Here is a 14,241-nt window from a genome sequence, read left to right as displayed (position 1 = left end):
CTTCCAGCGCATAGTGCCGTGCCATCGTCACCGGGGCTGAGTTGCGTCCCGTTCCCCCAAGGTGCGACTGCTCGGCACCGCGAGTCCCGCGCTGTGCACCGGTGAGTCCCGCGCCCTGCACCCGCGAGTCGCACCTTCCGCACGGCGAGTCGCACCTTCACGCGGAGGTTTCGGCGTGGTTTCGAGTTCTCAGCCGAGCAGCTTGTCGGCGGTGATCGGCAGTTCGCGGACCCGGATGCCGGTGGCGTGGGCCACCGCGTTGACGATCGCCGGCGCGGCGCCGATGGTGCACAGTTCGCCGAGCCCTTTCACGCCCTGCGGTACGTGCGGGTCGTCCACCTCGACGAACTGCGCGTCGATCGCCGGCACGTCGGCGTTCACCGGAACGTGGTAGCCCCAGAAGCTGGCGTTGGCGATCCGCGCGTGCTGCGTGTCCATCTCGCTGACCTCGGTGAGCGCCTGGCCGATGCCGAACGTCACGCCGCCGATCACCTGGCTGCGTGTCGTCCTGGGGTTGATGATCTTGCCGGCTTCGATCACCTTCACGTAGCGCGTCACCCGAACGGTGCCCAGCGACGGGTCCACCCGCACCTCGGCGAAGTCCACGCCGAACGCGTACCGACCGTGCGTGCCCTCGCCGATGCCGGGCGGGTTGTGCTGCCCGATCGCGTCGACGGCGGGCAACCCGTTGCGGCGCAACAGCTCCGCGTACGTCTCGCCGCGCGCCGGATCGTCCCGCAGCCGCATCCGTCCATTGTGGACGATGACCTGCTCGGGCGCGGCGCCGTACAGCGGCGATTGTTCGTCGGCCACCGCGACGTTGATCACCTTGTCCCGCAAGGCGTTCCCGGCGTTGGTCACCGTGCCGGAGACGGTCTGCGCGGTGAACGAGCCGATCGACGGCGGGGCCGGCGGCAGATCAGTGTCGGCGATCTCGGCGGTCACCCGGTCCACGGTGACACCGACGGCGTCGGCGGCGACCTGGCCGATGATCGTGTACGTACCGGTGCCGATGTCCTGTGTGCCCATCTGCACCAGCACGGTGCCGTCGGCGTGCAGCACCGCCCGCGCGCTGGCCGGTCTGCTCTCGGCGAGCCGGAACGCGGTCGACATTCCCCAGCCGATCAGCAGCCCGCCCTGCCGCATGGACCTCGGCTTCGGGTCGCGTCGGGACCAGCCGAACCGGCGCGCGCCCAGGTCGTAACACTCCAGCAAACCGTTGCTGGACCACGGTTTCCCGGTCCACGGCTCGCGATCGGCGTAGTTGCGGCGGCGCAGCTCCAGCGGGTCCAGCCCGGTCCGCTCGGCCAACTCGTCCATGGCCGACTCGATCGCCACCAGCCCCTGGCCCTCGTGCGGCGAGCGCATCGGTGTGGGCGACTGGGTGTTCACCTTCACGAAGCGCGGAATCGCCCGGATGGCGGGACTTCGGTACGGGATCGGCGTGATCGAGGTGATCGACGGCGGCGGGGTGTCGTACCACGCCGAGGTCTCGGTGATCGTGTCGTAGTCGATCGCGGTGAGCCGGCCGTCGCGGCGCGCACCCAGCCGCACCCGCTGCTGGCTGCGCGCCCGGTGCCCACTCGCGGCGACCATCTGCGCGCGGCTCACCACCAGCCGCACCGGCCGCCCGGTCACCCTGGCCGCCATCGTCGCGGTGATCGTCGGCCACCACAGGCTCGCCTTGCCGCCGAATCCGCCGCCGAGGAACTCCGAGGTCACGCGCACCTGCTCGGGGCGCAGCCCGAACGCGATCGCGATGCCGGCGCGCAGCACCCCGACCGACTGGGTGGACGCGCGCACGGTCAGCTCGTCGCCCGACCAGTGCGCGGTCATGGCGATCAGCTCCATCGGATGCTGGTGCTGCATCTGCAGGTGACACGTGGTCTCCACGACCACGTCGGCCTGCGCGAACCCGCTGTCCACGTCGCCGACAACCACCGGCCGCGCGTACCGCGACTCGAACGCCTCGCCCAGCCGCTGGTACATCGTGGCGACAGCCGGCTCCAGCGCGTAAGACACCCGCACCAGCGACGCCGCGTACCTGGCCTGCTCGAGCGTGTGCGCCACGACCACGGCGACCGGCTGCTCGGCGTAGTACACCCGGTCGTCCTGCAGGATCGGGATCGTGTCACCAGCCGGTCCGGACACCTCCCGGCCCGGCACCGGGTGCGTGCGTGGCGCGTTGTGGTGCGTGACGATCGCCAGTACCCCGCCGGCGTCGTGCGCCGCCGACGTGTCCATCGCCGTGATCCGCCCACTGGCGACACTCGCGCCGACGGACACCGCGTGCACCAGGCCGTCCTCGGCGATGTCGGCGGTGTAGCGCGCCTGTCCGGTCACCTTCCGCCGCCCCTCCACCCGTACGACCGGCTGCCCGACGCTCATCGACCCTCCACTTCGGACAGTGCACGCACGACGGCCCTGCGCACCAGTTCCACCTTGAACTCGTTGTGCGGCAACGGCTTCGCACCGGTAGTAGCGGCTTCACCGGCGGCGGCGCGCGCGTCGTCGTCGAACCGGCGGCCGCGCAGCGCGTCCTCGGCGGCCCTCGCACGCCAGGGCCGCGGAGCCACCCCGCCGAGCGCGATCCGCACGTCGTGCGTCACCCCCGCACGCACGTCCAGCGCCACCGCGACCGACACCAGCGCGAACGCGAACGACGCCCGGTCGCGCAGCTTCAGGTAGTGCGACCGCGCCGCGAACGGCGTTGGCGGCACGTCGATCGCGACGATCAGCTCGCCGTGGTCGAGCACGGTCTCCCGGTTCGGCTCGTCGCCGGGCAACCGGTACAGCTCCTCGACCGGGATCACTCGCTCGCCCGCCGGCCCGTGCGTGTGCACCACGGCGTCCAGTGCGGTGAGCGCGACCGCGATGTCCGACGGGTGCACGGCAACGCAGTGCTCGCTGCCGCCGAAGATCGCATTGTTGCGATTCACGCCGCGCAACGCCGCGCATCCGGTGCCCGGCTCGCGCCTGTTGCACGGAAAGCGCACGTCCCGGAAGTAGTGGCACCTGGTGCGCTGCAACAGGTTCCCACCCGGCGTCGCAACGTTGCGAACCTGGGGCGACGCGGCGGACAGGCCGGCTTCGGCGAGCACCGGAAGCCGCCGGCGCACCTCGGGATGCTCGTGCACCCGCTTGGCGAGCGCGCCGATCCGCACGCCACGGCCGTGCACCCGCACCTCGGTCAGCGGCAGGTCGCCGATGTCCACGAGACGGTCCGGCGATTCCTGACCCTCGCGGACCAGGTTCACCATCTCGGTGCCGCCGGCCAGGTACCGCGCTCCCGGTTCGGCCGACACCGCCGCGACGGCATCCCACACGGTGTGCGCCCTGGTGTACGCGAACGGCTTCACCGGGCCACGTCCTCGATCGCCGCGACGATGTTCGGATACGCCGCGCACCGGCAGATGTTGCCGCTCATCCACTCGCGGATCTCCTCGGCCGAGCGGGTGTGCCCCTCGGCGATCAGCGCGGTGGCGCTCACGATCTGGCCGGGCGTGCAGTAGCCGCACTGGAACGCGTCACGGTCGAGGAAGGCCTCCTGCACCGGGCTCAGCCGGTCACCGCGGGCCAGCCCCTCGATCGTGGTGATCTCCTTGTCCCGCACCATGATCGCGAGCGTCAGACAGGCGTTCACCCGTTCGCCGTCCACCAGCACCGTGCACGCGCCGCACGCACCCTGGTCACAGCCCTTCTTCGTGCCGGTCAGATCGAGCCGCTCGCGCAGCGCGTCCAGCAGCGTCACCCTCGGCTCGACGCGCAACGCCCGGTCGCGGCCGTTGACCCGGAGCGTGATGTCCACTCCCCCGGCGCCCAGCACCTCCGGCCCGGCCGGATCGCCGTGTCCGCTACCGACCCCCACGGTCGTGCCGACGGCGGTGGCCGCGCCGAGCAGCGCGCCCGAGCCGAGCACCCGCCTGCGGCTCAGCCGGTTTTCGTTGTCCCGCACCGGTTCCTGACCGGAGTCATACACCACGTCCCTCACCATGGGAGGAGGTTGGCAGCACGACGACGCGGCGAACTAGGGCGAAAACGACATGGACGAATCGCGATCTCAACCCGTCAAGCGCCTCTGGCGCCCGCATGAGCTCTCCGGCATCGAGGTCCTGCACGCGGCCAATGTGCGGTACTCACGCGACGATCAAGTCGTGTACCGGGGCTACGTGGTCAAGATCGCGGTCGCCGGTGCGCCGGCCGCGATGCGCTACCGCGGCCAGGTCGTGGAGCCGGCCGCGGTCGGCACGGTGACCGTGATCGAGCCGGACGAACTGCTCCAGTCCTGGGGAACGCAGACCACGGCGAGCTACCAGGTGCTGTTCGTGGACGCCGACACGATGTCCACCGAGAACGGCAGTCGGCCGCGCTTTCCCTTGGCGCACAGGGACGATCGTGCGCTGTGGCAGCGCCTGCGTACCTTCCACGGTGGCCTGGCGGCGGGCGAGGACGCGCTCACCGCGCAGTGCTCGCTCACCGGGATCCTGGCCGACATGGTGCACCGGCACGCCACCGGGCCCGCCACCGGGCAGGAGCCGCCACCGCCTGGGCTGCGCGCCGCACGGGACCTGCTGCACGACCGGCTGGACGCGAACCTGACCCTGGACGAGCTGTCCGACGCGGCCGGATGCGGCAAGCGGCATCTGCTGCGCGCGTTCACCGACACCTACGGCGCGCCGCCGCACGCGTACCGCAACATGGTGCGGCTGGCCGCGGCCAAACGGATGCTGGCCGGCGGGCGCACCGCCGCCGATGCCGCGGCCGAGGTCGGGTTCTACGACCAGAGCCAGCTCAACCGGCACTTCCGCCGGGTGTGGGGCATCAGCGCCGGCACCTACGCGCGATCCTTGCGCTGATCACCCCCGCTGAGCAGCGCCTCGACCGCGTCCGCCGCCTCCGTCGCGCCGCCGCACGCGTCGATCTCCCGCCGTATCCACTCGAGACGCTCACGCACCTCGGTGTCGGCGATCAGTACAGAGATGTCCTCGCGCATCCGCTCCGGAGTCACCTCGGCGCGGGTGCCGGACAGCACCCGACCGAGGCCCAGTTGCTCCGCCCGCATGGCGTTCACCCGCTGCTCGACGGTGTCCGGCGCGGCCAGCACCGGCACCCCGTTCGCGAAAGCCTCCATCAAGCCGCCCATGCCGGCGTGCGTGACGAACGCCGACGCGCCGCGCAGCGCGTCGGCCTGGTCGAGCCACCGGTGCGCGCGCACGTTGGCCGGAAGATCACCCAGCGCGGCGGTATCGAGCCGCCCGGCCAGGGTCACGGTCATCCGCCACGGCATGCCCGTCGCCGCGCGGACACACGTGCGGAGGAACTCCTCGGCGTGATCACTCGGCGTGGTGCCCAGCGACACGAGCACCTCGGGCACGCCGCCGCGCACGACTCGCGGGGGCGACGGCGGCAGGCACGGCCCGACGAACCGGAACGTGTCGTCGAAGACCTGCAAATCGAGTTGGAACGCCGCCGGCAGGTAGGCCAGGTTCAGTTCCGGCCCGCTCCCGCTGAGGTACACCTCGAACAGGTTGCCCACCCCGAGCGGGCGCAGCTCGTCCCAGATCTCCTTGTACAGCAAGCTGAACTCGGGCGCGATAGCGTCGATCCCGGCGACGTCGGCCGGCTCAGGCAAGCCAGGATTGGCGAACACGGTGTGGTTGCACCCGAGCGGGACGCCGTACCTGGTGCGCAGCAGCCGGGCGGTGCCGATCGAGAGCGAGTCGTGCATCACCAGATCGGGCGGGTCGGTGTCGAAGTACCGCACGGCGGCCGGCGCCGGTGCCCAGGTCTCCCGCATCATGCTCAGCGCGATCGCATGGTTGTCGATCTCGCGCTGGGTGAGCGTCACATCGGGAATCGCCGAGTGGTAGCGCACGACCCGCGCGCCGAGATCGGCGATCACATCCGCGTAGTGATCGGTGACGACGTAGGTGATCCGGTGCCCGCGCCGCAACAGCTCGGACACCAGGCCGAAGGTCGGCTTGAGGTGTCCGAAACCGGGATAGCCGACGAGGGCGACGTGTCCGCCGCTCAACTCGCCGAGCCAGTCGCCCTTTCGCCGGCGGTGATGCCGGGTGGATCGGAGGCGGGGTGGCCGAGGAACCGGCCGGCACCCCAGGCGCGGCCGCCCGGTGCCGCGATCTCGTCGACCACGCGCCCGTCGACCAGATACTCGGTCGGCTCGATCAACCCGAGCTCGATCGCCTCCTGCCAGGCGCGGTGCGGGCCGATTCCCCACGGGTACCACGGAATGAGGTCGTCCACGACGACGAGCCCACCGTGCCGCGCGATGCGGCGCGCGTTGCGGATGTCCGCCGCGGCGATCTCATAGGTGTGCCCGCCGTCCACGAAGACGAGGTCGCAAGGTGCTCCGGCGTAGCCGGCTACGGTTTCCGTGGAGTCGCCGACCACCAGCTCGTGTCGGCCCGGGTAGCGCGTGTCGATGAACTCTTTCGCGAGTTGGACAGACCGGCGAGCGTCCAGCTCGAACGAGACGACTCGCGTGTCTGGAGAGCCTTCCAGAAAAGCCAGGCTGGAGAAACCCACATTGAAACCGATTTCCGCGATGACCTTCGCACCGGATCTTCGAGCGAACTCCCGGAGGTAGGTCGCCTGCTCGACACTGCTGCCACCTTCGAAGACCTGGCCTCCGTTGTCCCGAACATGGTGGTAGATACTCCACATAAGGCTCTCAATGTCAACAACGGTCTCACCGAGATCGGAGCTCATGACGTCTCTCCAGTCGTCTCCGTCCCACCCCGCCGGGACTACAGGAAGGCTTGGCGCACAAGGAAAATCGTCGCCACCGTACAAGCGGGCCGACGAGCGCGGGAGAAGCTTGACGACTTGTGTGCGAATACTGACAACTACCGCCTCAGCCGGACTCAGAGGTCGACAAGAAACGGCGTTGTGAGCGTTCGGACCAGCGCGATCAGTCCGGTGCCTTCTCGCCGGCCGCGGTGAGCGCCAGTTTCTGCAACGCGGTGTCGAACTCGCCCTTCTCATGTGCGCTGACCAGCGCGGCGGCCAGATCGCGCAGCTTCGTGTTGCTGTTCTGCGAGGCACGTTTCAGCGTCGCGAACGCGTCGTCGGTGCTGTACTCGAAATGGCGCATCAGCATGCCCTGCGCGCGGCCGACCAGCGACCTCGTGCGCAGCGCTGTCCGCAGTTGCACCACCATCTGGCTGCTGTCGTGGTACAGCGTCGCGTTGTCGAACACCACCCCGGCGTGCAGGGTCAGCAGCAGCACCACGTCGTAGGCGGTGTCGGCGAACTGGTCGGGCTTGTGTGAGAACAGGGTGAGCACCGCGCTGTCCTCGCCCTTGATGGACAGCGGAAGCGCGACACAGGTCCGGAATCCGGCATTGCCGACCTGGGCGGCGAACGCGGGCCAGCGCTGATCGGTCGCGACGTCGTCGAGCCGGCGCGGCTCACCGAACGTGACCGCCTCCACGACCGGCCCGGGCGCGATCGGGTCGAAGTCCAGACCCGCGGCGCCGGCGACGGTCTCGACCGCGCCGTCCGACCGCACGGTGAGGATCGCGTGGTCGCACCCCGGAACGGTGTCCGCGATGCGGCTGACGAACCGGTCCAGTGTGGTTCCGAAGTCGTCGTCCTCGACCAGCCTGGTGATCTCGGCGAGTTCGTGCGCGACGGTCAGCATGGTGCGCACCCTCTCACGAATCGAGGGTTTCGCAGCGGCCGCGATGGGGTATCTTGGCGTCAGCACGGTTATGCAGTCAGCTGTGCCCCCGTAGTCCCGCCCCTGGGCGGATCGTATTGCGCGGAGGCCAATTGACTGAGATGTGCGACATCATTTCTCCCCGGTTCGCCGTCCGTTCCGTTCGCATACCCGCCGGAACGGTGTTGGTCACCACACACGGGTATATCGACAGGTCGAACGACGCGGAATGGCGCGCGGCCGTCGTGCGCGCGGCGCACCACCCCGCGACCACGATGCTGGTGTGCGACCTGACCGACGTCGACTTCGTGTCCTGCGGCGTGCTCATGACCTTGCGCAACACCCGTGACCTGCTGATCAGCCGCGGCATACCGCTTCGGCTGCTGGCGCGGGATCCCACCGTACTGCGCGCGCTGACCGTGTCCGGTCTCAACGGCCTGCTGGCCGACCCGCCAGTGGAAGAGAAGGGAAGTGCACATGTCCGAGGAACAGAAGGACAAGATCACCGGAAAGGCGAAGGAGTTCGCCGGAAAAGCGACGGATGACGAGGATCTCGAGCGAGAGGGCAAGGCGCAGCACGGCATCGCGAAAGTGAAGGACGCCGTTAAGGGCGCGGCTCAGTCGGTATCCGACGCGGTGAAGAAGAAGGATCGTTGATCAGGCCGATCGGTCTTGGTTCACGAATTTCAGCGCGGCGCGGACCGCGTTCAGCGCCTGCTCGCCCGTGGTGGTGTGCGGGGACAGCCGGACGTGGTCGGCGCGCGTTGTCCAGGTAGGTGGCGATCTCTGGGTGGTGCACGGGTTTGATTGTGCACTTTCTGTCGTTTGGCTGCCGCGACGGTCGCCGGCTGTGGGTGGCACATTGCCCGGGTTTTCCGGCGACCGCCTTGCCAACGAGAAGAGGGTACGCCTTTTGCTTTGTGGGTCACCTTAATGGGTGACGTTTTCGCGTGAAGGTGCCGGTAAATATTGGGTATGGAAGAAATCATGCTCCTTGAAATGTTGGGTTTTGTGGAGCGGAAGATTGCGGGGCTTCAAGTGCAGCGGGTGCGAATGCTGGATATGTTCGCGAAGCGGCGGCACGCGGGGAACCAGCTTGCGATTGCTCAAGGGATGGCGGCGCGGGTGCCGAGGACTCTGGCGGCGTTGGAGCGCGGTGAGCTGGATTGGTCCAAGGCGCGGGCGATGTACGAGGTCACCAAACCTCTGAGCGCCGAGCACGCCGGGGCAGGTCGAGCAACGAGTGCTGGCCAATCCACCGGACTACTACGAGCCTTTTCGGCGCAGGGTCAGGGATGTGGTGAAGCTGGTCGACCCCGAGGGTGCGGAGCGTCGCCGTCAGGAGCGGCGTAAGGATCGGCATGTTCGGTTCACCCTGGGGGACGACGGGGAGGCGTTTCTCTGCCTCCAAGGACCGGTCGAGCAGCTCTACCCGGCCTACGTCCGGATCGATCAGCAAGCCCGCCGCGCCAAGCAGCAGGGTGATGCCCGGGCGTTGGATCAGTTGCGGTTCGACATCGCCATGGACGACTTGTGTGGGGAGGATCAGTGGCACATCAAGACGATTGTGTGGGTGACCGTGCCGCACACGACGTTGTTGGGTGTGGATGACAAGCCGGGTCAACTGTTCGGCGTCGATTCGCTACCCGCGCAGGTGTGCCGCGAGTTGGCGGCTGATCCGAAATCCACCTGGCGGCGGCTACTCACTGATCCGGTGTCGGGAATGGTGACCGATGTGGGCAGGAAACGATATCCGCCGGCTGCGATGGCGGAGAACGTGCGGATGCGACATCCGCGATGTACCCATCCTGGGTGCAACCGCCCGTCGACACGCTGCCACCTCGATCACACCGCTCGGCACGCCGACTTCGGGCGTACGTGTGTGTGCAATCTGAACCCGCGCTGCGAGCGGCACAACCTGTGCAAGGAGAAGCCCGGCTGGGTTGTCGAGCAGCCCGAGCCGGACCTGGTGATCACCACCAGCCCACTCGGCGACACCGTCACCGTCCGGGCCGAACCGATCGCCGAACCCGAACCGGCGCCCTTCTGAACCGTGTACCTCAGGCGTGCACGGGAAAGCCGAGGTCGATGCCGCTCTGCCTCGGCCAGCGCGCCGTCACGGCCTTCGCGCGGGTGTAGAACCGCACGCCCTCCGCGCCGTGCACGTGCGTGTCACCGAACAGCGAGTCCTTCCAACCGCCGAAGGAGTAGTAGGCCATCGGCACCGGGATCGGCACATTGATACCGATCATGCCGACGCGCACACGACGCTGGTACTCACGGGCGGCGAGGCCATCGCCGGTGTAGACGGCGGTCCCGTTGCCGTAGGGATTCGCGTTCACCAGTTCCACGGCGGCGTCGAAGGTGGGCACTCGGACCACGCACAGCACCGGGCCGAAGATCTCCTCCTTGTACACCGCCATCTCGGGGGTCACATTGTCGAAAAGTGTTGGGGCTAGCCAGAATCCCTGGCCCTCGACACTGTGGGCGCGGCCGTCCACGACGAGGTCGGCGCCTTCGGTGATGCCACTGTCCACAAAGGACGCGACGCGGTCCCGGTGGGTGCCGGTGACGAGTGGGCCCATCTGCGACGTGGGATCGGTGCCGGGGCCGACCACGAGTTCACGGGTACGCGCCGCGATCGCGGGCACCAACTGGTCAGCCATGTCACCGACGGCCACCACAACCGACACGGCCATGCATCGCTCGCCGGCACTGCCGTAGCCGGCGGATACGGCTGCGTCGGCCGCTGTGTCCACATCCGCGTCGGGGAGGACGACCATGTGGTTCTTCGCCCCGCCGAGCGCCTGCACTCGTTTGCCGTTCGCGGTCCCACGGGAGTACACGTGACGCGCGATGGGAGTGGATCCCACGAACGAGATTCCCGCGACGTCAGGGTGATCGAGGAGCGCGTTCACGGCGACGGCGTCACCCTGCAGGACGTTGAGCACGCCGTCGGGCAAGCCCGCCTCGGAGAACAACTCCGCGAGCCGCACCGCTGCCGACGGATCACGCTCGGATGGCTTGAGCACGAACGCGTTCCCGCAGGCGACGGCGATCGGGAACATCCACATCGGCACCATCACGGGAAAGTTGAACGGCGTGATCCCCGCGACGACACCGACCGGCTCGCGTGTCGAGTACGCGTCCACCCCGCGTGACACCTGCTCGGAGTGCTCGCCCTTCAACAGATGCGGGATCCCACACGCGAACTCGACCACCTCGAGCCCACGCTGGACCTCACCGGCCGCGTCGGACAGCACCTTGCCGTGCTCATCCGTGATGATCGCCGCCAGCTCGTCGCGATGGTCGTGCACCAACTGGCGGAACGCGAACAGCACCTTCGCGCGCGCCGACAGCGACGAGTCACCCCATTCGCGGGCCGCCTTCGTCGCACTTGCCACCGCGAGGTCCACATCGGACTGTTCGGCCAACACCACCTGCCTGGCCACCTCGCCGGTCGCCGGCTGGAACACCTCGCCGGTACGCACCGACGCCCCGGTCGTGCGCGCGCCGTCGATCCAGTGCGGAACTGTCACGTGAGCTTCCTCCTCGTTCTCGGACCCGCCGTGGTCGTGCGAACCACGAGCGAGGGATGCAGTAGGTGCCGGGCCGCGTCGGTGCGCTCGCCGCGCACCCGCTGGAGCAGCGCCTCGCCTGCCAGCCGGCCCATCTCGTGCCTCGGCTGATCCACCGTGGTGAGGGAGACGTGCCGCAGGCCGGCCAGCGAGGTGTTGTCGTAGCCGATCACCGAGATGTCGTCCGGCACGCGCAGCCCGGCCTCCTCCAACGCGGAGATCGCGCCGACCGCGTTGAAGTCGTTCGCCGCGACCAGCGCGGTCGGCAACTCGTCCAGCCCGCGTTCGAGCAACTGGCTGACCACCTTCGCACCGGCCACATCGGTGTACTCACTGGCGACCACGTCCGGGTTCAGGCCGTGCGCGCGCATGCCGTCGACGTACCCGCGCCGGCGCAGTGCCGACTGCGAGCCAGCACCACCGTCCAGGTGCGTGATCCTGTTGTGCCCCAACGAAACCAGGTGATCGACCGCGATCCGGGAACCCGCCTCGCCGTCGTCGTTGACCATGTCCACCTCTGCCAGCCGGCAGGATCGGGCGACCAGCACGACGGGCACCTGGCCGGCCGCCGACGCGATCGTGGAGGTCGGCACCACCGGCCCGAGCAACGCAAGGCCGGCCGGCCGGAAGGACAACAGACTGGTCACCGCGCGCCGTTCCCGCGCGGCGCTGCGCCCGCCGGTGTTGATGATCAGATCGAACCCCTCGGCCGCGGCCACCGCCTCCAGGCCGTCCACGACCTCGGCGAAGAACGCGTTGTGCAGGTCCGACACCATCACGCCGAGCACCGTGGACGTGCGGCTCGCCAATGATCGGGCCATCGCGTGCGGCGAGTAGCCCAACTCCTCGGCCGCGGCGAGCACGGCATCGCGGCGCTGTGCGCTCACCTTCGGCGAGCCGCGCATCACCAGCGAGACCAGCGCACGGGAGACACCGGCGCGCCGCGCCACGTCCTCCATCGTCGGCCGTGCCACCGGACCTCCTCGAAACCCGCCCTTGACATCACTGTGACGCAAGCTACAGCATTAGAGCGCTCCAACCAATAGAGCGCTCTAACGATAAACCACTCCCCACCAGGACTTGGAGACCCTCCCCATGCGCATCGGAGTTGCTGGGGTCGGGCGCATCGGCACGATGCACGCCGGCAATCTCGCCTCACTGGACGCCGTCGACGAGGTGCTGCTGTTCGACCCGGTCGCCGGACGTGCCGGTCAGGCCGCCGGCGGGCTCGGCCCGCGAACCTCCGCCGTCGACGACCTCGACGCACTACTCGCGAACAGCGACGGCGTGGTGATCGCGACGCCCACCGACACCCACCCGGAGATGCTGCGCCGCTGTGTCGCCGCGCGAACGCCTGCGCTGTGCGAGAAACCGCTCGCCGAGGACATCGCCGCCGTCGGCACGATCGTGGAGGAGATCGAGGCGTCCGGGGTGGACGTCGTGGTCGGCTTCCAGCGACGGTTCGACCCGGCCATCGTCGAGCTGCACCGCCGCCTGCGCGCCGGTGAAGTGGGCAGGGTGTACCAGGTCCGGTCGGTGTGCAACGACCACCAGCCGCCGCCGAAGGAGTTCATCGCCTCCTCCGGAGGCCTGTTCCGCGACTGCCTCATCCACGACCTGGACGCGGTGCCGTGGCTGGTCGGCCAGCCCGTCGTGGAGGTGTTCGCGTCCGGATCGGTGCTCGTGGACGACGTGTTCGCCGAGGTCGGCGACGTGGACAACGCGATCGCCGTACTGCGCTTCGCCGGCGGCGCGCACGCGATGCTGTCCGCCGCCCGGCACGACCCGGTCGGCTACGACTGCCGCATCGAGGTGTTCGGCAGCGGCGACACCCTGACCGTCGGGCTGGACCCGCGCACCCCGCTCACCTCATTGGAACCCGACGGCCCGCGCGTCGGCCCGGACCCGTACCCCGGCTTCCCCGAACGCTTCCACCGCGCGTACGTCAACGAGCTGGTCACGTTCCTCGACGTGATCGCGGGCCGGGTGGAGAACCCTTCTCCCGCAAGGGAAAGCCTGATCAGCCTGCGGCTCGCCGAGGCATGTGAACAGTCGCGCAGAACCGGCGCGCCGGTCCGTACGGCGTTCGAGGAGGTGCCGGCGTGAGCACGTTCCGCGTGGCCGGCGCGCCGATCTCCTGGGGTGTGTGCGAGGTGCCCGGCTGGGGCATCATGCTGGAGCCGGAGCGGGTGCTCGGCGAGATGGCCGAACTCGGTCTGACCGCCACCGAGCTCGGCCCACCCGGATACCTGCCGACTGAGCCGGCGCACCTGCGCGTCCTGCTTGAGCGGCATGGTCTCGGTCTTGTCGGCGGCTTCCTTCCCCTTGTGCTGCACCAGAATCCGGCCGCTGCCGTCGAGCAGGCACGTACCCAGGCAGCCCTGCTCACGGCCGCCGGCGCCGAAGTGCTGGTGCTGGCCGCCGCCACCGGGCTCGGTGGATACGACGAACGGCCGGCGCTCACCGACGACGAGTGGCAGACATTGGTGCGCACCGCTGTCCAGGTGCGTGACATCGCCCGAGAACACGGTCTACGCGCCGTGCTGCATCCGCACGTCGGTACGCACGTGGAACGCGAACCCGAGGTGGAGCGGTTCGTGCACGACTCGGACCTGCCGCTGTGTCTGGACACCGGACACCTGCTGATCGGCGGCACCGATCCGGTGACACTCGCCAAGCGGTATCCCGAACGTATCGGCCATGTGCACCTCAAGGACGTGCGCACCGATCTCGCCGATCGGGTGCGGGCCGGCGAACTCGGCTACACCGAGGCCGTCCACAGTGGACTGTATCCACCCCTGGGCGACGGCGACGTGGACGTCGAAGCGATGGTGCGGTTCGTGCACGACGCCGGCTACGACGGCTGGTATGTCCTCGAACAGGACACCGCGCTCGACGAGAACAGCCCGCCGGACACCCCGAAGCTGGACACCGCGCGCAGCCTGGAGTACCTCAGGAAGATCACCGGTCGCCTCTAGAAGC

At 69.0% G+C, this 14,241-nt stretch carries 14 protein-coding genes; 6 read left to right on the top strand and 8 right to left on the bottom strand.

Annotation, left to right across the window (positions count from 1 at the left end):
- Positions 1-189: 189 nt before the first annotated feature.
- The 3 genes from EV193_RS21140 to EV193_RS21130 are packed head-to-tail and all read right to left on the bottom strand — an operon-like array spanning position 190 to position 3,994.
- Complete coding sequence (locus tag EV193_RS21140; RefSeq protein ID WP_130345934.1) at positions 190-2,388, bottom strand: xanthine dehydrogenase family protein molybdopterin-binding subunit; 2,199 nt, start codon at positions 2,386-2,388, stop codon at positions 190-192.
- On the bottom strand, positions 2,385-3,359 hold the full coding sequence (locus EV193_RS21135) for an FAD binding domain-containing protein (RefSeq protein WP_130345933.1): 975 nt from the start codon (positions 3,357-3,359) through the stop codon (positions 2,385-2,387). The genes EV193_RS21140 and EV193_RS21135 overlap by 4 nt, the downstream gene beginning before the upstream one ends.
- Positions 3,356-3,994, bottom strand: a complete 639-nt coding sequence (locus EV193_RS21130) for a 2Fe-2S iron-sulfur cluster-binding protein (protein ID WP_130345932.1) — start codon at positions 3,992-3,994, stop codon at positions 3,356-3,358. The genes EV193_RS21135 and EV193_RS21130 overlap by 4 nt, the downstream gene beginning before the upstream one ends.
- Before the next feature lie 49 nt (positions 3,995-4,043).
- Here EV193_RS21130 and EV193_RS21125 point away from each other — a divergent pair, with 49 nt between their 5' ends.
- On the top strand, positions 4,044-4,856 hold the full coding sequence (locus EV193_RS21125) for a helix-turn-helix domain-containing protein (RefSeq protein ID WP_130345931.1): 813 nt from the start codon (positions 4,044-4,046) through the stop codon (positions 4,854-4,856).
- On the opposite strand, the gene EV193_RS21120 is transcribed toward EV193_RS21125, so the two are convergent.
- The 3 genes from EV193_RS21120 to EV193_RS21110 form a co-directional block, all read right to left on the bottom strand.
- Positions 4,835-6,034 (bottom strand): macrolide family glycosyltransferase, encoded by a 1,200-nt coding sequence (locus EV193_RS21120; protein WP_165401443.1) that lies wholly within the window; start codon positions 6,032-6,034, stop codon positions 4,835-4,837. The genes EV193_RS21125 and EV193_RS21120 overlap by 22 nt on opposite strands.
- Positions 6,031-6,684, bottom strand: coding sequence for an O-methyltransferase (locus EV193_RS21115; RefSeq protein WP_130345929.1), 654 nt, complete (start codon positions 6,682-6,684; stop codon positions 6,031-6,033). Before EV193_RS21115 ends, EV193_RS21120 begins: the two co-directional genes overlap by 4 nt.
- A gap of 247 nt (positions 6,685-6,931) precedes the next feature.
- Positions 6,932-7,663 carry a GAF and ANTAR domain-containing protein gene (locus EV193_RS21110; RefSeq protein WP_165401442.1) on the bottom strand — a complete coding sequence of 244 codons (732 nt, stop codon included), beginning with the start codon at positions 7,661-7,663 and terminating at the stop codon, positions 6,932-6,934.
- A 140-nt stretch (positions 7,664-7,803) separates the two neighbouring features.
- Here EV193_RS21110 and EV193_RS34790 point away from each other — a divergent pair, with 140 nt between their 5' ends.
- The 3 genes from EV193_RS34790 to EV193_RS21095 all read left to right on the top strand — a co-directional run bounded on the left by EV193_RS34790 (position 7,804) and on the right by EV193_RS21095 (position 9,731).
- Positions 7,804-8,226, top strand: a complete 423-nt coding sequence (locus EV193_RS34790) for an STAS domain-containing protein (RefSeq protein ID WP_423202203.1) — start codon at positions 7,804-7,806, stop codon at positions 8,224-8,226.
- Positions 8,159-8,338: a CsbD family protein gene (locus EV193_RS21100; RefSeq protein ID WP_130345926.1), complete on the top strand. Its 180-nt coding sequence runs from the start codon at positions 8,159-8,161 to the stop codon at positions 8,336-8,338. The genes EV193_RS34790 and EV193_RS21100 overlap by 68 nt, the downstream gene beginning before the upstream one ends.
- Before the next feature lie 586 nt (positions 8,339-8,924).
- Positions 8,925-9,731 carry a hypothetical protein gene (locus tag EV193_RS21095; protein WP_130345925.1) on the top strand — a complete coding sequence of 269 codons (807 nt, stop codon included), beginning with the start codon at positions 8,925-8,927 and terminating at the stop codon, positions 9,729-9,731.
- Positions 9,732-9,741: 10 nt separating this feature from the next.
- Here the strand turns inward: EV193_RS21095 and EV193_RS21090 are convergent, their stop codons facing one another.
- Together EV193_RS21090 and EV193_RS21085 are read right to left on the bottom strand one after the other, a co-directional pair.
- The gene (locus tag EV193_RS21090; RefSeq protein ID WP_130345924.1) at positions 9,742-11,220 is read right to left on the bottom strand and encodes a CoA-acylating methylmalonate-semialdehyde dehydrogenase; all 1,479 of its coding nucleotides are present in this window, start codon (positions 11,218-11,220) and stop codon (positions 9,742-9,744) included.
- Complete coding sequence (locus EV193_RS21085; protein ID WP_130345923.1) at positions 11,217-12,233, bottom strand: LacI family DNA-binding transcriptional regulator; 1,017 nt, start codon at positions 12,231-12,233, stop codon at positions 11,217-11,219. The genes EV193_RS21090 and EV193_RS21085 overlap by 4 nt, the downstream gene beginning before the upstream one ends.
- A 121-nt stretch (positions 12,234-12,354) precedes the next feature.
- On the opposite strand from EV193_RS21085, the gene EV193_RS21080 reads away from it, so the two are divergent.
- Both EV193_RS21080 and EV193_RS21075 read left to right on the top strand, forming a co-directional pair.
- Complete coding sequence (locus tag EV193_RS21080; protein ID WP_130345922.1) at positions 12,355-13,365, top strand: Gfo/Idh/MocA family protein; 1,011 nt, start codon at positions 12,355-12,357, stop codon at positions 13,363-13,365.
- Positions 13,362-14,237, top strand: coding sequence for a TIM barrel protein (locus tag EV193_RS21075; RefSeq protein ID WP_479723868.1), 876 nt, complete (start codon positions 13,362-13,364; stop codon positions 14,235-14,237). The genes EV193_RS21080 and EV193_RS21075 overlap by 4 nt, the downstream gene beginning before the upstream one ends.
- Positions 14,238-14,241 lie beyond the last annotated feature (4 nt).

This window comes from Herbihabitans rhizosphaerae (genome assembly GCF_004216555.1).
GTDB lineage: Bacteria > Actinomycetota > Actinomycetes > Mycobacteriales > Pseudonocardiaceae > Herbihabitans > Herbihabitans rhizosphaerae.
This window is presented reverse-complemented; position numbering and strand designations above follow the sequence as displayed.